Source organism: Stenotrophomonas hibiscicola ATCC 19867, assembly GCF_000382065.1.
Taxonomy (GTDB): Bacteria; Pseudomonadota; Gammaproteobacteria; order Xanthomonadales; family Xanthomonadaceae; genus Stenotrophomonas; species Stenotrophomonas hibiscicola.
Genome location: NZ_KB907501.1, coordinates 231,217 through 254,543, shown reverse-complemented (window position 1 = coordinate 254,543; position 23,327 = coordinate 231,217). Strand labels below are relative to the sequence as shown.

Here is a 23,327-nt window from a genome sequence, read left to right as displayed (position 1 = left end):
CGAGCCATGCTCGGCTGCTGTCCGATCAGATTGCGGAAAGCGCCGCGCTTCGCGCGGCAAGCCGAGCATGGCTCGGCTCTACAAGGACGCTGCGCGAATGCTGACGCATTCGCCTCACTCTGCACGGCGATCTTTCGCGCGCATGCAGATTGCAATAACTTTGAATTTGAAACTTTTCTGATTGGTACAGCGGCACCTTCGTGCGCATCATGTGTCCGCCACCGACAACGGGTGGCACGGGCTTGCAATCCCGTTTGATGACTCTGTTGTTTACGCTTGCCTGTCGGCGTCGCCCATTCCTCGGGTGGCGCCGGCAGGCATTCTGTCCGCGCTTACATGGCGGGCGGTGCGTGGGGGCCTCGTGCCCGCCGGCGTTTCGCAGAGTTGTCACCGGTATTGCAACCACGCACCGTCCGCCACCCTCGCTGTTAAGCGGGGTGGCCCCTTGCTTCGCACACAAGGACGCCGCCATGACCACATCACACTATCCCCACCTGTTCGCCACCTTGGGCGAGGCCGCCACGCGCCTGCCCGACGATCTGGCGCGCACGCTGGAAAGCACCTTCGCCACACTGCAGGAAGGCGAAGCGCCCGGCACCATCACGCTGCTGCACTGCCTGCAGCACATCCGCCAGGGCGACGCCGCCGATGGGCAGCCGTGGCCGGGCAAAGGCCGCACGCCAGGGCAGCGGCTGGCACTGGCGCGCATCGACCGCGCCAATGCCGGGCTGACATTTCTACTTGAACTGCTGCACGCCACCGAGCGCGTGCGCGTGGACGGCGAGATCAGCCAGCAGGTGGACGATGACGCGCGCGAGGGGTTGCTGCTGGCGTGCCGGGGGTTGGCCGAGTATGTGGATGTGCAGCTGCACGCAGCTTAGCGGCTTCTGTAGAGCCGAGCCCATGCTCGGCTTGCCCGGAACCTGACCGAAGAGCAGCCGAGCGTGGGCTCGGCTCTACAGGGCCGCGCCGGTTTTCAGTCGTAGGCGGCGGTGACCACGATCTCGGTGGAGATATTGCCGGCGTTGATACCACTGGTGTTGGGAATGAAGTAACCCGCGCGCAGCGGATAGGACGCCGTCGCGCCAGAGACAGCCACCGGAATATCAGTGTCGCCCTTCTTCAGGTACGTGTTGCCGGTCGCGCCGGCCAGCAGCGCGACCGTCACGCCGGTTGCTGGCGTGGTGGCGGCGGTGTTCTTCCAGCGCTCCGGGTCGCCGTCGGCGGCCGTGCCATCGAAGGACAGGCGCGCACGGCTGACGCCCACGCAGCCCGTGAAGTTCAGTGCACCGGCCTTCACGCTGTTGGCGGCACCTGGCGTCATCTCATCGGCCTTCACCGGATCCAGTGCGATGGTGGGCGCTGCCAGCGTGCAGGTGCCCGGCAGCACGCGACCGCTGATGGTGAGTGTGGTTTGGGCACCTACGGCCGACGCGATCAGGCACAGCATCGGCACCGCGATCACCTGAAGAAGAGAACGGGACATGGTTGAACTCCTGTGAACGTTGAAAGGAAAGACGAAACTCATGGGGCGGTGCCCTCTTCCTGCTCCGGCGTGCCCGCCTGCAGGCTCTCCGGCGGCAACGGCTGCGGCACGCACACGGCCTGGCTCCACGACAGCCCGTAGGCGTCCGGCGCATCGGGCATTCGGTAGTCGATGCGGCAGCGTCGCTTGCCATCGGGGTCGACGATCAACGCGCCGCTGTCCTGCGCACCCCGCAGCTGGATCACCCCGCCCTGCCCCACCGCACCGGTCGGCGTGCTGTCTTCGGTCTGCACCATCGCCGCAAACGGCAGCGGCTGGCCCAGCGCGTCGGTGGCGTCGATGAACAGCGTGCGCTCGCGGCGCACCTGGAACGGCACGCGCACGATGCCACCGGCGGTGGGCGCTACACGCTGCGAGGTCTGCAGCAGCTCCACCTCGATCGGCAGGCCAGAGGGGTCCAGGTCAATGGTGTTCCAGCGATAGGGGCTGATGTGCGGCAGCAGTGCGTAGCCATTGCGCGCCACACGTAGGTCAGTGCTGCTGCCGATGCGTGCGCCCTGCGCCCCCGGCGCCTGCACCAGCGCGAAGCCGTCGCCCACGGGAGCGCCCAGGTTCAGGCCACCGCTGTGCAGCGCCACGCTGCCCGATGCGCCAAGCGACAGGCTGCGGTAGTCGCCACTGCGGCTGTAGCCGGCATTGAGATTGCCACGGCTGCCTTGCCACGCGGCATAAGCACTATGGCTGTTCTGTCCATTGCCTTGTGCGCTGGACAGGCTGTAGCTCAGCGCACGTGACTCACCCAGGCTGCCGGTGATGCCCAGCTGCGACTGCCTGCCACTATCGGCGTGGCTGAGCTGGGTGCTGGCACGCGGCGCGTTGGCGCTACGGCCCAGCGGCACGCTGAGGGTGAACGCGTAGCGGGTGTCCTGGCGGCCATCGCCCACGCGGAAGCGCAGCGCGGACACACCATAGTTGACCCGCCCCAGCGTGCTCTGGAAGCCCACCTGGAAATCGTTGCGGCGTCGGGCGCTGTCCCAGTAAGACACATGGCCGCCGCTGAGATACAGGTTGCTGCGCTGGCCGACCTTCTGCGAGAAGTTCACCTGGTAGCGCTGGCGGGCGCGCTGGCCGTAACCCCAGTCGTCGCTCTGCGCGCGTGCCACATCGTTGAGGCTGAGGAAGCCGCGCGTACTGTAGCGATACGCAGCCAGGCCGAAGTTCGTACCGGTGCGCGCCACGTAACGTTGGTAATTCACGCGGAAGCTGTTGCCGGTGGCGGTGTCGTTGCCGCGCAGGCGGGCGCGCGAATGGGTGACATCGGCACCGAATGCACCGATGGCCGTGTTGACCGCAGCACCGGCGAGCAGGGCGCGATAGTCCTCACCCAGCTGCGCGCCACCCAGCACGGTAAGCCGGTTGTTCAGGCCGTGCGCGTAGGTGCCCTCGGTGAAGCGCAGCGCCTGCAGCGTGTTGCCGGTGTCGCGCAGCTCGCCCGCGGTGACCGCAAAGCGCGACGACCCGGCACGCAACGCCTGCGGCACGGCGGAGAAATTGACACTGAAGCGCTGCACGCGGCCATCGGCTTCGGTAACGCTGACGTCCAGATCGCCGCCGAAGTTGGTGGGATACAGATCCTCGATGGTGAACGGGCCCGGCGCCACATTGCTTTCGTGAATGATGCTGCCGTTCTGGCGGATGGTGACCACTGCATTGCCTTCGGCGATGCCCTGCACCACCGGCGCATAGCCGCGCAGCGAATCGGGCAGCATGCGTTCGTCGCTGGCCACCCGGATGCCGGTGAACGGCACGCTTTCGAACGGCTCGCCACCGGTGTTGCCCTGGCCCAGCAGCAGTTGGCTGTTCCAGCGCGGAATGTCGCGTTGCAGATGGCTGCTGATGACCTCGTGCCGGGTGCCCTGTCTGCCATGGGTGAACGATGCGCGGTGGCGAAGCCGCCATGCGCCCAGGTTCACGCCTGCCCGCAGCCCAAGGTAACTGCTGTCGCTGCCTTGGCTGCGGTAGTGGTTGGCGCTGTAATCGATGAAGGCAGCGGTGATGCCGTCGTCGCGCAGTTCCGGTGCCACGAAGCCACGCGCGGCGATGGCCTGTGCCGCCTGCGGAATGCTGAGGGACAACTTCAGCTCGCCACTGTCAAAGGTGCTGTTGGCGCCCTCCACCAGCGCTGGCAGATTCACGCAGGTGCTGTCTTCGGCGGGCAGTGCCTCCAGGAACGCAGGCTTCAACGGCAGCCCGCGTACCAGCGCCGGTGACAGGCATGGCACCGCAATCTGCGGGTCGTCCTGGATGACGAAGCGGATGTCCTGGCTGCGCAGGAACTCGCCGTTCACATGCACGTCCACCGCGTAGTCGCCGGCCGGCAGCGGATTGCCGTTGGCGTATCGCGCCATGTCGATGGCTTCGCCGCCGATCAGGAAACCTTCGCTGAACTCGACCGGGGCTGCCGTGGCATCCAGTGCGAATCCAGCCGACAGCACCCCACCGATGGCGGCGCAGAGCGATCGCGTGGCGGCACGGGTACGATTGACAGCCATCATCGGTAGTCGGCGGTCAGCACCGCCTCGCCTTTGACGTCGCCCGGCACCAACGGATCGGCCGTACGCAGATAGCGCGCACTGAACGGAATGGCCTGTTGCCCCTTGCTGGACCAGCCGTGCGACCACGCCTGGCCGAACTGCACCGGCTGGCCACCACGGAGCAGCTGCACCTGCACCCCGCCAGCGGTGGCGCTTGGCGCTGGCGCAAGCTGGCCGTTGCTGCTGCCAGGATCATTGGCATCGGCCAACGACAGCTGCACGTCGATGTTGTCCATCGGGCAGTTCATCGCGACGTCGAAGCTGGATTCCTTCGCGTTGCTGCCGCTGGCGGCGAGTTCGTTGGCGAGCACGTCGTCAAGGGTGTGGGACGCATTGGCGAGCGTGCAGGTGACGGGAGGGACCGTGAACTCCACCGTAAAGGAATGCCGGAATGGATTGGCCGGATTACTTACCGGCCACGTCTCTACCGTACCCAGGAATGAGCGAGGCACGCTCTCCATCGCACCACCGCGGAAGAAGATCCGGATCTGGATGTAGTGCTCGATTGTAGATGCCGAGGCGAGCAACGTACCTGGATTCCGGTTGAGCAAGCCGTTGCGCAATGGAATGGCCGAGAGAGAGCCACCGAAACCGCCGGAACCACGTACGCCATGCAGGAAGATCACCAACGGCGAGCGTGGACCCAAGCTGTAAGCGGGAACCGACAGCCCTGCGTAGGAAATCTCGCGCTCATAGGTCAGCCCCGAGAGGTTCATGCTCACCAGGAACTCTTCCTGCCCGGGCGGACACTGGTAGGAATCTGAGAGCGTCACACCTGTGCCTGAAAAATGCTGATCTGGGCGATCCAGGTTGGGGACCGTCCGAACGAGCTCATCAACCTGATCATCGAGCCTCAATCGAACGCATGCTGCGGCCTGCCCTGCAACTGCAAGCAGCACCACCGCCAAGGCCGTCATGCGAAGCGATTCTGGAAAGGAGGATGGAATCCGCATAGCGATCCCCTTGGAAACCAATCGAGGCCGCGCAGTCTAGGCAGCGGCACTGCCACTTCCTATCGGATTAATTGCAGTTCGCAAACGTCAACGCGCTTTTACAACTTGTTGCATTCCGTGGTCTGGCGCGCGCGTCGAAACTGGCCGCGCTGGCTGCCGTGGGCGGCCACTGCGTGCCTTCATTCCACAACCGAGAACTGTCATGTCCCTGACGCTCCGCCTGCTGTCCCTTTCCGTCTTCGCCATCGCCGCGTCGTCGGTGTCTGCCGAAACGCTGGAAATCACCGGCGAACTGATGACCTCCACCTGCTCGGTGGGCTCCACCGGCGGCACCATCACCGTGCCGATGGGCAAGGTGAATCTGGCCTCGGTCAACGCCAGCGCCCGTGCCGGCCAGAAGAACTTCACCATCGCCCTGGACTGCTCGGGCTCGGGTGCATCGCAGGATGTGGGTGTGCGCTTCGGCGGCACGCCCGATGGCAGCACCGGCAACCTGGCACTGACCGCGGCGTCTTCTGCAGCCAATGTTGGCGTGGCCCTGTACGACGCTGCGGGCAACCAGCAGAAGATCGGTGAAGATCCGGCGGTGTGGGTGACCATCGCCGCCGGTGGCAGCGGCCAGCTGGACTACAGCGCGTGGTACGCCTCGCCGGCCCAGAACGCTACCGCTGGCACTGCCAATGCCTCGGGCGACTTCGTGGTGCTCTACAAGTAATCCGCTTCCGGCAGGCCAGCGCCACGTTGTGCTGGCCTGCACCCTTGAATGAGGTTGACCATGAAACTACGCGCCGAGGCGTGGATATGCGCACTGCTGGCCGTGTCGGTGGCGCTGCCGGCATCGGCCGCGGTGACACTGCAGGGCACGCGCATCGTGCACGATGCCAGCAAGGGCCGCGACGTGACGGTCAAGGCCAGCAACGTGGGTGAGTTGCCCGCGATGACCCAGGTGTGGATCGATGACGGCGACAGCCAGTCGCGTCCTGAGCATGTACGTACGCCCTTTCGGCTGACACCGGCCGAGCCGCGACTGCTGCAACCGAAGCAGGGCCAGGCATATCGCGTCACCTACGCACCGCGCCCGTCGGAGGCACCGCTGCCAACCGATCGCGAATCGGTGTTCTATTTCAATCTGCTGGACATTCCGCCCAAGCCCAGCGATGCCAGTAGCAAGAACCTGCTGCAGTTCGCGGTGCGTACGCGGGTGAAGCTGTTCCATCGCCCGGCCGGGCTGCCGGGCAGTGCACGCGATGCAGCGGCCACGCTGCAGTGGTCTGCCGATGGTGATGGCCTGCAGGTGCGCAACCCGAGCGCGTACCACGTCTCGTTGAGTTCATTGACGCTGGCCGATGGCCGCCGCGTGGACGTGGATATGATCGCGCCGGGGGCACAGGTGCGCTATGCGCTGCCGGAAGGTGCAGCCATGCCGGCAACGGTGGCGTTCAAATGGCTGGATGATTACGGCACGCCCCGTGAGGCCGAGGCGCGCGTTGATCGGTAAACGTAGATCGGGCTTCCGCAGTGCACCGGCAATGACTTGCACTGAGGGTGGCAGACGCGTCACGCTGCACGCCACAGCCTCACAACCCAGGTTCGCACCATGGCGTCACCCTTGGGCTCCGTGCTTGCCACCCTGCAAGGCCTGCAGCGCCGGCTGCTGTTCGGCGGCGGTGCCGTCTTGACCCTGCTTCTCCTGGCCGCCGGCTGCGCGGCGCTGTGGCTGCGGTTGGAAACGGTGCACCTCAACGAGCGCGAGGCGCTGCAGCGCGGCCAGCAGACGGTGGATCGCTACATTGGCGAGCGCAGGCGGGCCTACGTGGCCAGCTTGAACACCAACGCCATGCTCTGGGCTACCCAGCAAACCGCACTGGTGGCCGGTGGCCTGCCTGTTGCGGCCCGCTTTTCAGCACAGGATGGCCAGGCCGGCGTGGTGGCACCGGGCGCCCTGTCCGTCCCCTGGCTGGCGCTGTCCCCGCGCGAGGGCCGTCTTCCGCCACAGGCGGAGGCGGCATACCTGGGCATGGTGCAGACCTATTCGGCGTACATGGCCGCCACCGTAGCGGCGCAGGATTCGCCCACTTCCTTGATCTCCTTCGCCTTCGAACCGGAAGGGCGCCTGTTTGCGATCGCCGGGCTGCATGATGAAGCGCAGCTGCTGCAACTCATGAAGGTGCCTACCCGTGAACAGGCACTGGCCGCGCTGGCACAGACCGCCGATGCCGGCTGGCAGTCAGCGGGTGCGGACTCCGAGCTTCAACTGGACAGTGGCCGGCTGCGCGCCTACTTCGGCCGCAATCCGTTCACCGGCGAGGATGCACTGGTCACCCAGATGCGCCTGCGCAGCAATGGCACCCCCTTCATCAACCGGCTGACGTTTGAACCGCTTCAAGGCCTGCGCGAGCGGTTGGAGGAGGCCAGCCCGGGAATGTGGGTGGTGCTGGACCGGCAGGGAAACGATGTTCTGCGCAGTGCTGCGGACGCTGCGATTTCCGGGCCTGCGCTGCGCGCCGCGCCATCGCCCCGGCCTACGCTATTGGCACTGCCTGCCGGCCGTGCCTTCGTGATGTCCGCACCCTTGCAGGGCATCGACTGGACGCTGCTGCGGCTCTACCGCTGGACCGACATCTGGACGGCGCAGCAGACCTATCTGCTCGGGGGCGGGCTGGCCCTGACCGCCCTGCTGGCCGCACTGTGGACGCTGTTGCTGCTGGTGGACCGGCGCGTGCTGCGGCCGGCGCTGGAAGAAGCCGCGAGGGTGCATGAAAGCGAAGCGCTGAGCCGCACGCTGATCGAAACGTCGCCGGTCGGCCTGTGCCTGCTCGACCAGCAGAGCGGGCAGCTGATCCTGCACAACCAGGCACTGGAGCAGCTGATCGGTGACACCACTGGCAACCTGATGGACGCGCTGGTCGGCCGCCTGGTGCAACGCGTTGACGGCCAGGTACACGGACAGCTGTTCGAGGCGCCGTCCGCGGACGAGCACGGCCCATCGCGCTACCTGCAATCCATCGTGGCCGCCGCGCGCTACCAGCGGCGGGCGATCTGGGTCTGCGCGGTGACCGATGTGACCGCACAGACGGAAACCCAGCAGCGTCTGCTGGATGCACGGCGTCATGCCGAACAGGCCCAGCACGATGCCGAGGCCGCGGACCAGGCCAAGACCGCCTTCGTGGCAATGATCAGCCATGAAATACGTACCCCTTTGAGTGGCGTGCTCGGCCACCTTGAACTGCTTGCCCGCCAGACCATGCCGGCGGCGGCGCATAGGCATGTCACGCGCGCGCGCAGCGCGGCCGATGTGCTGCAGGGGCTGGTGAACGATACCCTCGACCTTTCCCGTATCGAAGCCGGGCTGATGACGCTGGAACCGGCGCCTTTCGACCCGCGTGCGCTGCTGCAGCAGACTGCGACACTGTTCGAACCACAGGCTGCCGCGAAGGGGCTGCGCCTGGAGCTGCACACCGGCAATGCGCTGGGGCCAGCCTACGTGGCCGACGCGGGTCGCGTGGCGCAGGTGATCAACAACCTGGTGGGCAATGCGGTGAAGTTCACGGCATCGGGAACGGTGGCGGTCAGCGTTGATGCCTCGCTGCGGCCCGATGGCACCGAGTGGCTGCACGTGGAGGTGCGCGATACCGGCCCGGGCATCGATGCCGAAGCACAGGCCGTGTTGTTCAAGCCGTTCGTGCAGGTCGGTGCCGGCTCGGCACGGCAGCACGGCGGCAGCGGCCTGGGGCTGGCCTTGTGCCAACGCTTCGCCGAACTGCTCGGCGGCACCCTCGGCGTGCGCAGCACCCCGGGCACCGGCAGCGTTTTCCGCCTGGACATTCCAGCACGCCGGACCACCGCCGTGGCAGGCACGCCGCCACGGCCGGCGCCTGTAGAGCGCGCGCATTCCCCGCGTGGCCACGCCTTGCTGGTGGATGACAGCGTGATCAGCCGCGACGTGACGCTGGGGCAACTGCATGCGCTGGGTTGGCAGGTCACCCTCGCGGCCGACGGCGAGGAGGCGTGGCAACGCTGGCGCGAGGGCCGGTTCGACATCGTGCTGACCGATCTGAACATGCCGCGCCTGGACGGATACGGGCTGGCCCGGAAACTGCGTGCGGATGACTCCTCCATCCCCATCGTCGCGCTCACCGCCAATGCGATGCCCGAGGACGCGCAGCGCGTGCGCGAGGCCGGCATGTCCAGGTTGCTGCTGAAGCCGCTCGACCTGCCGTCGCTAGAGGCCGCGCTGCATGGATTCGACCTCGATCGCTCGGCACAGGCACCACTGCCTCCGGTAGTGAGCGCGGCGGTTCAGCGGCAGATGCGCGAGGCGTTCCTGCAGACCGCGCACCGCGACTACGCGGCGCTGACCCAGGCGCTGGACAGTGCCGATGCACCGGCCATGATCGATCAGCTGCACAGCTTCGCCGGCGCGCTGGTATTTCTGGGAGAGCCCCAGGCGGCGCGCAGCTGCCAGCAGGCCGAACAGGCCCTGCGCAGCACCGGCGCGACAGATGCGGCGTCGAAGGCGATCGTCATTGAGGCTGTCGGATTGATCGCGGCGAGCATCGAGCGTCAGGTCGCCGCGCAGCAGGCTTGAGCCCGCACCCTCAACCGGCGAAGTGCTGGTATCCGCCGTCGGCGGCTTCGCCATCCACGTGCACGCCCTGCCCTTCGGCAATGCGGCCGATACGGGTCAGCGGCACATCCAGCGATTCGGCGAGGTAATGCAGCGCGTCGCGCTGGTCGGCAGCTGCCGTGAAGCACAGTTCGTAGTCGTCGCCACCCCGCAGTGCGCATTCGCGGGCGTTTTCGCGCCCAAGCAACTCACGCAGCGCATTCGAGATCGGCAACAGATCGGCATCAACATGCGCGGCCACCGCGCTGCGCGTGGCGATGTGGCCCAGATCGGCCAGCAGGCCATCAGACACGTCCACGGCCGCATGCGCGAACGCACGCAGGCGCAGGCCGAGGGTGACGCGCGGGGTCGGCCGCAGCAGGCGCAGGCGCAGACTCTCGTAGTCGGCCAGCAGCGTGGCGGTGGCCACGTTCAGCGCCCCCTGCTGCCACAACCGCAGTGCACCGGCAGCGTCGCCGAGGGTGCCGCTGACCCAGATGTCATCGCCAATCTGTGCGCGATCACGACGCAGCGCCTGGCCGCGCGACACCTGCCCCATCGCAGTGACCGACAGCGACAGCGGGCCACGCGTGGTGTCGCCACCAATCAGGGCGATGTCGTGCTGGTCGGCCAGTGCGAAGAAACCGTCGGCGAAGGCCTCGATCCAGTCTTCGCTGGCTTCCGGCAACGACAGCGCCAGCGTGCACCACGCCGGGCGCGCGCCCATCGCGGCGAGGTCGGACAGATTCACGGCCAACGTCTTCCAGCCGATGTCGAACGCCGGCGTTTCGGCCGGGAAGTGCACGCCGCTGTTGAGCGTATCGGCGGTGACCACCAGCTGTTCGTTCGGGCGTGGCTGCAGCAGTGCGGCGTCGTCGCCAATACCGAGCACGATGTCGTCGCGCTCGGCGGTGCGGGCGCGGATGCGGTCGATGAGGGCGAATTCAGCCAGGGACATGGGGCGTTCCCGTGGGGGTGGCGGCGATATCGGGCATCGGTGCCAACCAGGGTTGGCACCCACCAGAAGCGGAGTCAGGGCCGGTATCGACCCAGCAGGTCACGGCCCGTCCAGGACGAGCAGAACCGGGTCAGTGACCCGATTCGACCTTGCGCCATTCCACGGCGGCACGATCCAGCACGCCGTTGACGTAGGTGTGGCCGTGTTCGGAACCGAAGCGCTTGGCCGATTCGATGGCTTCGTTGATCACCACGCGGTACGGCACATCCAGGCGGTAGCGCAGTTCGTAGGCGGCCAGGCGCAGCACCGCGCGTTCGATCGCGTCCACTTCCTCGATGCCGCGGTCCAGGTACGGGCCGAGCGCTTCGTCGATGTCACGACGGTTGTCGAGCACGCCGTGCAGCAGCGCCTCGAAATACGCCAGATCGGCGATTTCGCGGGCCTGCTCGTGGGCGAACTGGGCGATCAGCGACTGCGCGTTGCCACCGGAGATCTGCCAGGCGTAGATGGCCTGCACGGCACGACGGCGGGCGCGCGAGCGCAGCACCGGATCGACGCCATCGCGGCGGACGGGTTTACCGGAGGGCTTGCCCTGGGTGTTCTTGTTCATGGCAGCTGCTCCAGAAGATTGACCATTTCCAATGCGGCGAGTGCGACTTCCTCGCCCTTGTTGCCGTGGCTGCCGCCTGCGCGGGCCTCGGCGTCTTCAACGCGTTCCACCGCCAGCACGCCGTTCAGCACCGGCACGCCGAAGTCCAGCTGCACGCGCATCAGGCCCTCGGCGCAGCGGTCGGCCACGTGTTCATAGTGGCGGGTATCGCCACGGATCACGCAGCCCAGGGTGAGGATGGCGGCGTGTTCATGGGCGGCGGCCAGGCGTGCGGCCACCAGCGGCAGCTCCCAGGCACCCGGCACGCGGATCACGTCGATGTTGGCTTCGGTGATGCCGTTGCCTGCCAGGCTCTGGCGGGCGCCAGCGACCAGCGTGTCGGTGATGCGGGCATTCCAGCGGCTGGCCAGGATGGCGAAGCGCGCCGATTCGGGAGTGCGAAGATCGCCTTCGTAGTGGCTCATATGCGGCTTGGGGGACTCGATAAGGGGGTAATTCTAGCGTGGATGGGCCCCGGCCGTGGCTGGCGGGACCTGCAGGGTGTGCCGACCAACGGTCGGCACCCACCACGGGCAGGGCATGGTCGGCACCCACCACAGGTAGGGCATGGTCGGCACACCAAGGGGGTTACAGGGCCACCGTCTCCACCACTTCCAGGCCGTACCCGGCCAGGCCGATCTGGCGGCGCGGGGTGCCCAGCACGCGCAGCTTGCCCAGGCCCAGGTCAGACAGGATCTGTGCGCCGGCCCCGTTGCGGCGCCACTGGCCCACATCCTTGTCCTTGCCCGGCACCACCGGCGCCGGCTGCTGGCGCAGGCGGGCCAGCAGCGCTTCGCTATCGCGCGGGGCCGACAGCACCACCATCACGCCCGCGCCCTCGGCATCGATCGCACGCAGAGCGTCGGTGGCCGCCACACCGAAGTCGTCACGGCGCCAGTGCAGCAGGTCGGCCAGCGGATTCTCCACCTGCACGCGCACCAGGGTCGGGGTGTCCGCATCCGGGGTGCCGCGGACCAGGGCGAAATGCAGGTCGTGGGCGATGCGGTCACGGTAGGTCACCAGCTTGAACGGACCGAATTCGGTGTCGATCTCGCGCTCGTCCACGCGTTCGACGGTCTTTTCAGTGGCCAGGCGGTAGGCGATCAGGTCGGCGATGGAGCCCATCTTCAGGCCGTGCTCGCGGGCGAACACTTCCAGCTCCGGGCGGCGCGCCATGCTGCCATCCGGGTTCAGGATCTCCACCAGCACGCCAGCCGGCTCCAGCCCGGCCAGCATGGCCAGGTCGACGCCGGCTTCGGTGTGGCCGGCGCGGGTCAGCACGCCGCCCGGCTGGGCGATCAGCGGGAAGATGTGGCCCGGCTGGTGCAGGTCCGACGGCTTGGCATTGGGCTTCACCGCGGTGCGGATGGTGTGCGCGCGGTCATGCGCCGAAATGCCGGTGGTGACGCCCTCGGCAGCCTCGATGCTGACCGTGAAGTTGGTCTGGAACTGGGCGGTATTGGCCTGCACCATCGGCGCCAGGCCGAGGTCGGCGGCGCGGGTGCGGGTCAGCGGCAGGCACACCAGGCCACGGCCGTGGGTGACCATGAAGTTGATGTCACTTGCCTTGACCAGCTCGGCGGCCATGATCAGGTCGCCTTCGTTCTCGCGGTCTTCGTCATCGACGATGACCACCATGCGGCCCTGGCGGATGTCTTCCAGGATTTCCGGGATCGGGGCGAAATTCATGCAACGTCTCCCTGGGGGTGTTGACCGTTGGTCGGCACGCTGATCAGCCGCTCCACGTAACGGGCGACCAGATCGATTTCCAGGTTCACCGCGCTGCCCACGCCGGTGGCGGAGAAGGCGGTGTTGGCTACCGTGTGGGGGATCAGGGCGACTTCAAAACCCTCATCGTCCACTTCGTTGACGGTGAGGCTGACGCCGTCCACGCAGATCGAGCCCTTCCTGGCTATGTAGCGGCGCAGCGAGGCCGGCGCGGCGAAACGCCAACGCTGGGCACGCGCGTCTTCGTGGATGGACAGGACCTGGCCAAGGCCGTCGACGTGGCCGCTGACCAGATGGCCGCCGAGGCGGTCGGTCGGCCGCATGGCGCGCTCCAGGTTGATGACCGCCCCTTCGCCCAGCTGGCCCAGCGTGGTCAGGCCCAGGGTTTCGGTGGAGGCATCGGCTTGGAAGCTGCTGGCGTCGAATGCGATGACGGTGAGGCAGACGCCGTTGATGGCAATGCTCTCGCCCATCTGCACGTTGTCGAACGGCAGGTTTCCGACATTGAAGGTGAAGCGGACATCGCCGCCGATGGATTCGCGTGCGGCCAGACGGCCGACGCCTTCGATGATTCCAGTAAACAAGAAACGTTCTCCGCGGAATGTGAGCGAAAAACGCCGCAAGGCAAACAGGCGGGCGCAGGGCATGAGCCCTGTGGCACCGTCTTCTTTCATCCGGACTATGACCGTCGGCTCCGGCATTGGACCGGATCTGCTGACCCCCGGCCGTGGGCCGGGGCGCTCGCGGGCTCGTGCTTGCGCACCTACCGCCGGTGGGGAGTTGCACCCCGCCCTGAAGACGTTTGTGTACCGGCGAACCGGCGTGGCCAGTGTACCAGCCCGGGCTGAACGGGGCTGGATGCCACAGCTGTGACGGCCGTCGCTCGCAATTTGTAAAACTTTCATTAAAATTCGCAGCGGACGACATGAGGTCGCCCACGGGTAGCCGAGAGGGCTGGCCCGCCAATGGACTGAAATTCACAGGAATTCCCATGCGCAAGATGCTGATCGTGGCCGCCCTGCTGGCCGCCGCCCCGCTCTCGGCTTCGGCCGACGCCCTGAGCTACACCTACGTCGAAGGCGGTTGGACGCAGGTCAAGGTTGACGACAACGCACTGGACGACCCGAAGGTCGACGGCGGCTACCTGCGTGGTTCCGTGGCGATCGCCGAACAGGTCCATGTGTTCGGTGGTTGGACCTACGCCAGCAAGTCGTACAACTACGACTACGGCTCCTACAAGCTGAAGCTGAACCAGCCGGAGCTGGGCATCGGCTACCACATGCCGTGGACCGACCGCGTCGACTTTACCGCTGACGCCGCCTGGGTCCGCCAGCAGGCCGAAATCACCGTCAACTCCGATTTCTACGGTCGCCTGCGCAACAAGGACCACACCAACCTGGGCCGCGTCACCATGGGCATCCGTGGCAAGCCGTCGCGCATGACCGAAGGTTGGGTCAAGGCCGGTTACATGGACGGCGGCAACAACTTCAAGGGCACCTGGGTCGGCACCGTCGGCGGCCAGATCAACTTCACCAGGACCTGGGGTCTGGTGGGCGAGATCTCCGGCTACCGTGACGTCACCCAGTACTCGGCCGGCGTGCGCGCCAGCTTCTGATCCAACGATCGCTCCTCGTCGTGCGGTCGAACGGGCCCCGCAAGGGGCCCGTTTTTTTGGCCGGGGTACACCGCCATGTGACCTCTGGCCGCCATCGAAAGTAGCGCTGGATGCGCTAGGCTTGCGCGCCTCTGGAACAGGAAAACACCGTCATGAAGACCCCCACCCGTACCCTTCTGGCCAGCGTGCTGCTGTGCGCCCCGCTGTTTGCCAGCGCTGCACCGGCCCAGCTGACGCCCGAGCAGGCCTTCGACCTGTACGCACGCGTGCTGCTGGAAGACGACGCGGCCGCCACGCGCACGCTCAACGACGCACTGAAGCCGGCCTTCGAAGGCCAGGACGCCTTGACCCCCAACCCGGGTGCGCTGGCCAAGGCATTGGCCGAACCCTGGCAGACCGTGCTGGCCAGCGCCGGTGACAAGTCCGACGCTGCGGCCACCGAAGCGCTGTATGCCAAGGCGCTGCGTGATTCGAAGTGCCGCGCGACCAAGAGCGTGGTCGAAGACAACGAATACGTTGAAGACCAGAAGCTGGCGCGGATCACCTACAGCTGCCAGCTGCCCGACCTGGGCAAGGTCCGCCCGCTCTTTGCCGCCAGCCTCGCGTCTGACGCCAGCCCGGCCGCGCGCAAGCAGTTCACCGATGCCTACACCCAGGCACTGCAGAGTGGCGTGCGCGTGCCGGTCAGCGGCACCTTCACCCTGTACCCGGCCAAGGACAACGGCTACTGGTACAGCGGTAATTTCGATGATCTGGTGGGCACCGTAGCCGGTGCGCTGGCGCCGTTCGAGGACTGGATGCAGGATGCACAGGCCGCCAGCGCGCCGAAAGTAACCGGCGTACCGGGCTGCGACCTGCTGCTGCAGCAGCACCGCGCCTGCGTGGCGAAGATCGCGCCGGAGCAGATCAGCGGCGTGGATGCGATGGCCGAGGAACTGAAGGCCAAGGCGCAGGTGCAGTCGGCCGAGGAGATGACGCAGGAGTGCAAGGCACTGCGGCCGATCGCCGAGATGATGTGGACCGACGAATGCGCGTGAGGTGGTAAGCGGTAGCGCCGGGCCATGCCCGGCGGTTCCATCCCACGACATGCGCCGGACAATGCCCGGCGCATGTCATTGCGCTACGACCGCAGCAACAAGCGGATGTCCTCACCCACCTGCCGCTGATCCACCACGTGCAGCCGCCGCTGCTGGTCCATCGCCTCGATGCCGAGGCCGGCCAGCAGCGGACGACCGTTATCGCCCAGCAGCGTGGGCGCCTGATACAGCAGCAGTTCGTCCACCCAGCCGCCGCGCAGCAAGGCACCGGCCAGCGTCGCGCCGGCTTCGGTATGCACTTCGTTGATGCCACGTTCGGCCAGCAGCGCCAGTACCGCGCCCAGGTCCAACCGCCCATCAACACAGGGCACGCTGGCAAACTCGGCGTCGGCCGCATCCGGTGCGCTTACTGCTGCGCCATGCAGGTACAACGTCGGCGCCCCACCCTCGCGCACACGGCTGCATTCCAGCGAACGCAGGCGTGAATCGAGCACCACGCGCAGCGGTGGCATCACCTCGGTATCGGCCAGGCGCACGGTCAGCATCGGATCGTCGGCCAGCACGGTGTCGGCGCCGGTCAGGATCGCACCCGCACGTGCGCGCCAGTGCTGCACGTCTTCGCGCGCGGCCGGACCGGTAATCCACTTGGAGCTGCCATCGGCCATCGCGGTACGGCCATCCAGGCTGGCGGCCAGCTTCACCCGCAGCCACGGGCGGTTGCGCTCCACGCGCGACAGGTAACCCTTGTTGAGCTCGCGCGCCTGCGCCGCCATCAGCCCTTCGGCGACCTCGATGCCTGCATTGCGCAGCAGATCGAAGCCACTGCCATCGACCTTGGGGAACGGATCGCGCATCGCCGCGACCACACGCGACACGCCCGCTTCGATCAGTGCCAGCGCACACGGTGGCGTGCGCCCGTAGTGCGCGCAGGGTTCCAGGGTGACGTAGGCGGTGGCGCCACGGGCGTCGCTGCCGGCCTCGCGCAGCGCGAACACTTCAGCATGCGGGCCACCGGCGCGCTGGTGCCAGCCCTGCCCGACCACGCGTTCGCCATGGGCGATGACGCAGCCGACCATCGGATTGGGACGGGTGGTGTAGGCGGCACGCTCGGCCAGGCGAAGTGCGTTGGCCATGTGCAGGTGGTCGAGGACGGAGAACGGGGTGGTCATGCGGCCATGGTAACGCCGCCGGTGTGGATCCATGCCGTCAGTGCCAACCAACGGTTGGCACCCACCAGTGAATGCGGCCACCGGTGCCCACCAAGGTTGGCACCCCCAAGGCAGAGGCAGTCAGCCTTTCTTTTTCTTGGTCAGGGCAATCACATCGCCCAGCAGCTGCAGCTGTTCGGTACTGGCCGGCAGCTCGCGCTCGAGCTTCTCGATCTCCTCGCGGAAATCGGCCACGTCCTCGAAGCTGCGGTACACCGAAGCGAAGCGCACGTAGCCCACGTGGTCGAGCTTGCGCAGTTCGTTCATGACGAACTCGCCAACCTTGATCGAGGGCACTTCGCGCTCGCCGCTGATACGCAGCTGGTGCACCACCGCACGTACCGCTGCTTCGATCTTTTCTTCGGGCACCGCGCGCTTCTGCAGCGCGCGATCGAACCCCGCGCGGACCTTGCGCTGGTCGAACGCTTCACGGGTGCCATCGCTCTTGACGATGGCCGGCAGCTTCAGCTCGACCGTTTCCAGGGTGCTGAAGCGCTCGCCGCAGGCTTCGCATTCCCGCCGACGGCGAATCGTCGCGCCGTCTTCAGAGACGCGCGAGTCGATGACCCGGGTATCGGCATGTTGGCAGAAGGGGCAATGCATGGAACGCCTGGCTCAGGGAGCAATTGCCACGGTCATGGCAGCGTCGCAAAGGTACCTGAGAAAGGGCGCCGCAGCAAATGCTGCCTGCGCGGAAGCGCCTGCATTCTGGCTACCCAGCGTGTCCGGCGAGTTCGGATGCCCGGCTCAACCGGGTGCGGGTGGCGGCGATGCCATGCGTGCCCAGCGCAGCCACGCCAAGTGCCCGGACATCACCAGTAGCGGCGGGCCAAACCCGAGGAAGCCCAATGTCGAGATCTCGCCATTGCTGACCGTGGAGTACAGCGTGGCGACGACCACGCCCGACGCGGCCAAGCCACCCAACGCCAGGCCGACCCAGGCCATGACCGGTGCTTGGCGAAGGCCGGCAACACCGCGCCACAGGAACAGCCCGCTCAGCCACAGCCACGACAGCAGGCCGATGATGCCGGCCGACGACCACAGCAGCAACAGCGTGTACTCGTCGCCCGTCAGGTACTTGCCGTCCCATACGGCCATCAGCCCCAGCACGGCACCCGTGCCGCCTGCCGCCACGGTGGGCAGGCCCACCAGCAGGCCGGCGATCGCCATCCAGCGCTTGTGCAGGCGCTCATCCATGCGTTCGATGTCCTTCCATGGGCCACGTCATGCCCGGCGCTTGATCCACACCAGCATCGCAGCCGGCACCAGCATCGACGGGCCCAACAGCAGCAGGGCGATGCCTTCGGCGTGCAGGGTGCTGCTCCACCACAGCGCCAGCCCCAGCGGGGGCACGGCGGCAAGACCGCCGGCCAGCAGCATCCACCACCAGAGGCGATGCACCTGCAGCCCGGCACGCCCCTGCAGCAGATACCCGGCGCTGAGCCACAACCAAGCCAGGCAGCCGGCAATGCCGGCCAGGCCCCACAGCGGCATCACGGTCACCGCAGCCAGCGTGCCATGGCCGAACTGGCCCAGCCCCGTCAGCAGCAGCATCAGTGCGGCAAAGCCGCCGGCCACCAGGCTGGGCAGGCCGAACAGCACGGCCAGGGTGGCGTACAGGTATTTGAGGCGGCGCTCATCCATGCGCGATCGCTGCAATGCCGGGGTCAGAGCCCTTCCCTGCGGGAAGGGGTCCGACCCCAACCCGATCAGCCGTAGACCGGGTACTTGCGGCACTGCGCGCTGACGGCGTCGCGCACGCGGGCGATGACGGCGTCGTCGTTCGGTGCATCGAGCACGTCGGCAATCCAGTTGGCCAGGTCCACGCAGTCCTGTTCGACGTAACCACGGGTGGTCACCGCCGGGGTACCCAGGCGCAGGCCCGAGGTCACGAACGGCGAACGCGGGTCGTTCGGCACCGAGTTCTTGTTGACGGTGATGTGGGCCTTGCCCAGCGCGGCTTCCGCGTCCTTGCCGGACACGTCCTTGCCGATCATGTCCACCAGCATGAGGTGGTTCTGGGTGCCGCCGGAGACGATCTTGTAGCCGCGCGCGATGAGCGTATTGGCCATCGCCTGGGCGTTCTTCACCACCTGCTGCTGGTAGGTCCTGAAGGCCGGTTCCAGCGCTTCCTTGAAGGCCACGGCCTTGCCGGCGATGACGTGCATGAGCGGACCGCCCTGGATGCCCGGGAACACGATCGACTGCAGCTTCTTCACCAGGTCTTCGTCGGCGCCCTTGGCGATGATGATGCCGCCACGCGGGCCGCGCAGGGTCTTGTGGGTGGTGGAGGTCACCACGTGGGCGTGCTCGAGCGGGCTCGGGTAGACGCCAGCGGCGACCAGGCCGGCCACGTGGGCCATGTCGACGAACAGGTAGGCACCGACCTTGTCGGCGATGGCGCGGAAGCGCGCCCAGTCGATCACCTGCGAATAGGCCGAGAAGCCGGCAACGACCATCTTCGGCTTGTGCTCCAGGGCCAGGCGCTCGACTTCGTCGTAATCGATCAGGCCCTGGTCGTTCACGCCGTACTGCACGGCGTTGAACAGCTTGCCCGAGGCATTCACCTTGGCACCGTGGGTGAGGTGGCCGCCGTGGGCCAGGCTCATGCCGAGGATGGTGTCACCCGGCTGCAGCAGGGCGAAGTACACGGCCTGGTTGGCCTGCGAGCCGCTGTGCGGCTGTACGTTGGCGTAGTCGGCACCAAACAGCTGCTTGAGGCGGTCGATCGCCAGCTGCTCGGCAATGTCCACGTATTCGCAGCCGCCGTAGTAGCGCTTGCCCGGGTAGCCTTCGGCGTACTTGTTGGTCAGCTGGCTGCCCTGGGCTTCCATCACCGCCGGGCTGGTGTAGTTCTCGCTGGCGATCAGCTCGACGTGGTCTTCCTGGCGCTGGGTTTCAGCGGCAATGGCCTTGGCCAGTTCGGGATCGTAGGATTCGATGCGGACGTCACGCGGGAACATCGGGTACTCCAGCAGGCAGGGAAAGGGGTACGGCTCAGCCCCTGATTGTAGCCCCGCACCGGCCCGCCGGGGCCGAAAAGGACGGGGCCGGCACTTCCGAAGGAATCCGGCCCCGTGCATGCCAGTGGATCCACGCCATGCGTGGACGTGGCCGCCGGCTCAGCGGCTGTTGATGATGTAGTCGGCGATGATGCCGGTTGCCACCGCCACCAGCAGCATGTTGCCGCGGTCGTCGCGGATCCAGTGGTGCCCATGCGGCGGGCGGCGCAGGTGGTAGCGCGGGTAGTCGTTCACCACGTAGATCGGGCCACGGTAGTAGTCGCGGTAGCGGTGGCCGACCTTCCAGCCGTAGCCCGGGCCATAGGCCGGTCGATAGACCACGCGCGGCGGCGGTGCCGGGCGGTAGTAGCGGTCATGGTCGCGGTGCCAGTCGCGGCGGTCGCGTTCCCAGTCGCGCCGGGCCTCGCGGCGGTCGCGTTCCCAGTCACGGCGGTCCTGTCGCCACTCGCGGCGGTCCTCGCGCCACTCGCGGCGGTCGTGGCCGCGGCGGTGGTCGTTGTCGGCGAAGGCGGGAGCCACGGCACCGAGCGCCAGCACAGAGGCCACGGCGCTGGCCATTACTCGATTGATGCGCATGTCAGACCTCTGTTTGGGTGGTGGTGAGCCCATATTGCGCAACCGATCTGAACCGTTTCCGGCTGGAAACGCTTCCCGCTGCAGGACTGTGACGGAGTATTCAGGCCACGGCCAGCCGGCGCCCCTGCGCCGGGCGCGGCCCGGAACCGGTTCCGGCTATAATTGGCGGCATTCCATTCCAGTCTGTGCCCGCTGCCGCAACGGGATGTTCCCGTGACGGGTCGGGTGCAGGGCCGCGCCTACGGAGACCTCATGTCGTCGCAATACATCTACACCATGAACCGCGTGTCCAAGGTGGTCCCGCCCAAGCGGCAGATCATCAAGGACATCTCGCTGTCCTTCTTCCCGGGTGCCAAGATCGGCCTGCTGGGCCTGAACGGCGCCGGCAAGTCCACCGTGCTGAAGATCATGGCCGGCGTGGACACCGATTTCGAGGGCGAGGCCCGCCCGCAGCCGGGCATCAAGGTCGGCTACCTGGCGCAGGAACCGGAACTGGACCCGAACAAGACCGTGCGCGAGTCGGTCGAGGAAGGCGTGGGCGAAGTGCTGCAGGCGCAGGCTGCGCTGGAAGCGGTGTATGCCGCCTACGCCGAGGAAGGTGCCGACTTCGACGCGCTGGCCAAGGAGCAGGAGCGCCTGGAGGCGATCCTGGCCGCCGGTGATGCGCATACCCTGGAAAACCAGCTGGACGTGGCCGCCGATGCGCTCCGCCTGCCGCCGTGGGATGCCAAGATCGCCAACCTGTCCGGTGGTGAAAAGCGCCGCGTGGCGCTGTGCCGCCTGCTGCTGCAGAAGCCGGACATGCTGCTGCTGGACGAACCGACCAACCACCTCGACGCCGAGTCGGTGGAATGGCTGGAACAGTTCCTGGCGCGCTACACCGGCACCGTGGTGGCCGTTACCCACGATCGCTACTTCCTGGACAACGCCGCCGAGTGGATCCTGGAACTGGACCGCGGCCGCGGCATTCCGTGGAAGGGCAACTACACCGAATGGCTGGTGCAGAAGGATGAGCGCCTGAAGCAGGAAGAAAACCAGGAAAAGGCCCGCCAGAAGGCGATCCAGAAGGAACTGGAGTGGTCGCGCCAGAACGCCAAGGGCGGCCGTTCCAAGGGCAAGGCCCGTCTGGCCCGCCTGGAAGAGCTGCAGTCGCAGGATTACCAGAAGCGCAACGAGACCAACGAAATCTTCATTCCGCCGGGCGAGCGCCTGGGCAACATGGTGATGGAGTTCAAGAACGTCTCCAAGAAGTTCGGCGACCGCCTGCTGATCGACAACCTCTCGATGCTGATTCCGCCGGGCGCGATCGTCGGCATCATCGGCCCGAACGGCGCCGGCAAGTCGACCCTGTTCAAGATGATCACCGGCCAGGAAAAGCCGGATTCGGGCGAGATCGTGATCGGCCCGACCGTGCAGCTGTCCTACGTGGACCAGAGCCGCGACAAGCTGGAAGGCAACCACAACGTCTTCCAGGAAATCGCCGGCGGCCTGGACATCCTCAACATCAACGGCATCGAGATCCAGTCGCGCGCCTACATCGGCCGCTTCAACTTCAAGGGCCAGGACCAGCAGAAGATGGTCGGTTCGCTGTCCGGTGGTGAGCGTGGCCGCCTGCACATGGCCAAGACCCTGCTGCAGGGTGGCAATGTGCTGCTGCTGGACGAACCGTCCAACGACCTGGACATCGAAACGCTGCGTGCGCTGGAAGATGCGCTGCTGGAGTTCCCGGGCAACACCTTCGTGATTTCGCACGACCGCTGGTTCCTGGACCGCATTGCCACGCACATCATCGCTTTCGAAGGCGACTCGCACGTGGAGTTCTTCCAGGGCAACTACCGCGAGTACGAGGAAGACAAGAAGCGCCGCATGGGCGACGACGCTGCGCCGAAGCGCCTGCGCTTCAAGGCGCTGAAGTAAGCCCCGCCGCAGAAAACGAAAGGCCGCGCTCGCGCGGCCTTTCGTCTTTCAGGCGTTCCTGACGCCCGCCTTCCGGGCGTTTTCGCTGGCCGCGATTCAACCGTTGATGAACGCGGGCGCCTCAAGCGGGCTTGAATCCCTGTCGTAATCGGACTTTGCAATTCGTTGTATGTTTCCGCGCGCCCACATCGGTTTTCCTACGCCCCGATTCATCCCCCAACGTAGGAAATTCCAATGAAAGCACTGATCATCACCACGGCAGCCGTGATGCTGTCGGGCACCGCCACGGCCGCGACCACCGACTGGGACGGCTTCTACCTGGGTGCCCAGGCCTCGCATGGCGAGGGGCACAGCAAGGACCGCAGCAATGCCAACGCCTCGGAAAAGAGCGTGCGCGGCTTCACCGGCGGCGTGCAGGGCGGCCGTCGCTGGCAGTTCGACAACAGCATCGTGGTCGGCGTTGAGGGCACGCTGTCGTTCGGCAACGTCACCCGTGACTGGAAGGATCGCGAACAGCACCAGTACAGCCCGTACTACGGCGAAGACGCGCTGACCCGTTCTGGCACCCTCGATGTAACGCTGGGCCGTGCGATGGGCCGCTGGCTGCCTTATGTCGGCGCGGGCGTGACCGTGGCCCAGCAGGAATTCACGCTGGGCTGCGACAAGTCGCTGGTGGAGGCCACCAACGGCTGCCGCGTGGCCGAGTTCGAGATCCGCGCCTCGCACCTTTCCACCGGCGCCCACGCCACCGCAGGCGTGCTGTACCGCTTCAACGAGCGCCTCTCGGCCGGTGCCGAATACCGCTACACCCACCTGGGTTCCAGCCCGGTGACCCTGGAAGACCCCAACTACCCCGCTGCGGCGCGTCGCAGCTTCCATACCGACTACAGCAGCGTTACGCTGAAGTTGAACTACCACTTCTAACCGCCTGGCGACGTACCCGCAGGTCCCCCGGGGCGGCAGGGCGCGCAGGCATG

The 23,327-nt window shown here is 66.7% G+C and carries 22 protein-coding genes and 1 riboswitch; of the genes, 8 read left to right on the top strand and 14 right to left on the bottom strand.

The genetic code is table 11. The annotated features are described in order from the left end of the window. The first annotated feature begins 470 nt into the window (after positions 1-470). Positions 471-881 (top strand): hypothetical protein, encoded by a 411-nt coding sequence (locus G370_RS0113325; protein WP_019661049.1) that lies wholly within the window; start codon positions 471-473, stop codon positions 879-881. A 95-nt stretch (positions 882-976) separates the two neighbouring features. Here G370_RS0113325 and G370_RS0113320 read toward each other — a convergent pair whose 3' ends face one another. From G370_RS0113320 to G370_RS1000000121920, 3 genes are read right to left on the bottom strand one after another with little or no spacing between them, the layout of a single operon-like run. Beyond that, entirely contained in the window at positions 977-1,486 is a 510-nt protein-coding gene (locus tag G370_RS0113320) for a fimbrial protein (protein WP_235651182.1), read from the bottom strand. Positions 1,487-1,524: 38 nt separating this feature from the next. Continuing rightward, the gene (locus G370_RS0113315; RefSeq protein ID WP_019661047.1) at positions 1,525-4,041 is read right to left on the bottom strand and encodes a fimbria/pilus outer membrane usher protein; all 2,517 of its coding nucleotides are present in this window, start codon (positions 4,039-4,041) and stop codon (positions 1,525-1,527) included. Continuing rightward, positions 4,038-4,997, bottom strand: coding sequence for a fimbrial protein (locus G370_RS1000000121920; RefSeq protein WP_245541218.1), 960 nt, complete (start codon positions 4,995-4,997; stop codon positions 4,038-4,040). The genes G370_RS0113315 and G370_RS1000000121920 overlap by 4 nt, the downstream gene beginning before the upstream one ends. A 238-nt stretch (positions 4,998-5,235) precedes the next feature. On the opposite strand from G370_RS1000000121920, the gene G370_RS0113305 reads away from it, so the two are divergent. From G370_RS0113305 to G370_RS0113295, 3 genes are all read left to right on the top strand, one after another. After that, on the top strand, positions 5,236-5,748 hold the full coding sequence (locus tag G370_RS0113305) for a fimbrial protein (protein WP_019661045.1): 513 nt from the start codon (positions 5,236-5,238) through the stop codon (positions 5,746-5,748). A 60-nt stretch (positions 5,749-5,808) separates the two neighbouring features. Then, positions 5,809-6,531, top strand: coding sequence for a fimbrial biogenesis chaperone (locus G370_RS0113300; protein WP_019661044.1), 723 nt, complete (start codon positions 5,809-5,811; stop codon positions 6,529-6,531). A gap of 99 nt (positions 6,532-6,630) precedes the next feature. Continuing rightward, entirely contained in the window at positions 6,631-9,621 is a 2,991-nt protein-coding gene (locus G370_RS0113295) for an ATP-binding protein (protein ID WP_026347134.1), read from the top strand. A 10-nt stretch (positions 9,622-9,631) separates the two neighbouring features. Here the strand turns inward: G370_RS0113295 and thiL are convergent, their stop codons facing one another. The 5 genes from thiL to G370_RS0113270 all read right to left on the bottom strand — a co-directional run bounded on the left by thiL (position 9,632) and on the right by G370_RS0113270 (position 13,558). Beyond that, complete coding sequence (gene thiL, locus G370_RS0113290; protein ID WP_019661042.1) at positions 9,632-10,597, bottom strand: thiamine-phosphate kinase; 966 nt, start codon at positions 10,595-10,597, stop codon at positions 9,632-9,634. 130 nt (positions 10,598-10,727) lie between these two features. Next, positions 10,728-11,207, bottom strand: a complete 480-nt coding sequence (gene nusB, locus G370_RS0113285; protein ID WP_005408062.1) for a transcription antitermination factor NusB — start codon at positions 11,205-11,207, stop codon at positions 10,728-10,730. Further along, entirely contained in the window at positions 11,204-11,671 is a 468-nt protein-coding gene (gene ribH / locus G370_RS0113280) for a 6,7-dimethyl-8-ribityllumazine synthase (protein ID WP_010481977.1), read from the bottom strand. The genes nusB and ribH overlap by 4 nt, the downstream gene beginning before the upstream one ends. A 163-nt stretch (positions 11,672-11,834) precedes the next feature. Beyond that, the gene (gene ribB / locus G370_RS0113275) at positions 11,835-12,935 is read right to left on the bottom strand and encodes a 3,4-dihydroxy-2-butanone-4-phosphate synthase (RefSeq protein WP_019661041.1); all 1,101 of its coding nucleotides are present in this window, start codon (positions 12,933-12,935) and stop codon (positions 11,835-11,837) included. Next, the gene (locus tag G370_RS0113270) at positions 12,932-13,558 is read right to left on the bottom strand and encodes a riboflavin synthase (protein ID WP_026347132.1); all 627 of its coding nucleotides are present in this window, start codon (positions 13,556-13,558) and stop codon (positions 12,932-12,934) included. The genes ribB and G370_RS0113270 overlap by 4 nt, the downstream gene beginning before the upstream one ends. Positions 13,559-13,632: 74 nt before the next feature. Continuing rightward, a riboswitch (FMN riboswitch) is annotated at positions 13,633-13,778 on the bottom strand. Positions 13,779-13,965: 187 nt separating this feature from the next. Here G370_RS0113270 and G370_RS0113265 point away from each other — a divergent pair. Continuing rightward, the gene (locus G370_RS0113265) at positions 13,966-14,589 is read left to right on the top strand and encodes an outer membrane beta-barrel protein (protein ID WP_019661039.1); all 624 of its coding nucleotides are present in this window, start codon (positions 13,966-13,968) and stop codon (positions 14,587-14,589) included. A gap of 152 nt (positions 14,590-14,741) precedes the next feature. After that, on the top strand, positions 14,742-15,626 hold the full coding sequence (locus G370_RS0113260) for a hypothetical protein (RefSeq protein ID WP_019661038.1): 885 nt from the start codon (positions 14,742-14,744) through the stop codon (positions 15,624-15,626). An 83-nt stretch (positions 15,627-15,709) separates the two neighbouring features. Here the strand turns inward: G370_RS0113260 and ribD are convergent, their stop codons facing one another. The 6 genes from ribD to G370_RS0113230 form a co-directional block, all read right to left on the bottom strand. After that, entirely contained in the window at positions 15,710-16,795 is a 1,086-nt protein-coding gene (gene ribD, locus G370_RS0113255) for a bifunctional diaminohydroxyphosphoribosylaminopyrimidine deaminase/5-amino-6-(5-phosphoribosylamino)uracil reductase RibD (RefSeq protein ID WP_019661037.1), read from the bottom strand. A 120-nt stretch (positions 16,796-16,915) separates the two neighbouring features. After that, on the bottom strand, positions 16,916-17,437 hold the full coding sequence (nrdR, locus tag G370_RS0113250) for a transcriptional regulator NrdR (protein ID WP_019661036.1): 522 nt from the start codon (positions 17,435-17,437) through the stop codon (positions 16,916-16,918). A gap of 144 nt (positions 17,438-17,581) precedes the next feature. Next, complete coding sequence (locus G370_RS0113245) at positions 17,582-18,031, bottom strand: hypothetical protein (RefSeq protein ID WP_019661035.1); 450 nt, start codon at positions 18,029-18,031, stop codon at positions 17,582-17,584. Positions 18,032-18,058: 27 nt separating this feature from the next. Beyond that, entirely contained in the window at positions 18,059-18,478 is a 420-nt protein-coding gene (locus G370_RS0113240; protein ID WP_019661034.1) for a hypothetical protein, read from the bottom strand. A 65-nt stretch (positions 18,479-18,543) separates the two neighbouring features. Then, a complete protein-coding gene (glyA, locus tag G370_RS0113235) occupies positions 18,544-19,797 on the bottom strand; it encodes a serine hydroxymethyltransferase (RefSeq protein WP_019661033.1) in 1,254 nt (417 codons plus the stop codon). Between the two features lie 159 nt (positions 19,798-19,956). Beyond that, the gene (locus G370_RS0113230; protein WP_019661032.1) at positions 19,957-20,433 is read right to left on the bottom strand and encodes an RcnB family protein; all 477 of its coding nucleotides are present in this window, start codon (positions 20,431-20,433) and stop codon (positions 19,957-19,959) included. A 252-nt stretch (positions 20,434-20,685) separates the two neighbouring features. On the opposite strand from G370_RS0113230, the gene ettA reads away from it, so the two are divergent. After that, on the top strand, positions 20,686-22,350 hold the full coding sequence (ettA, locus tag G370_RS0113225; RefSeq protein ID WP_005415249.1) for an energy-dependent translational throttle protein EttA: 1,665 nt from the start codon (positions 20,686-20,688) through the stop codon (positions 22,348-22,350). 234 nt (positions 22,351-22,584) lie between these two features. After that, entirely contained in the window at positions 22,585-23,274 is a 690-nt protein-coding gene (locus tag G370_RS0113220) for an outer membrane protein (RefSeq protein WP_019661031.1), read from the top strand. Positions 23,275-23,327: the final 53 nt, after the last annotated feature.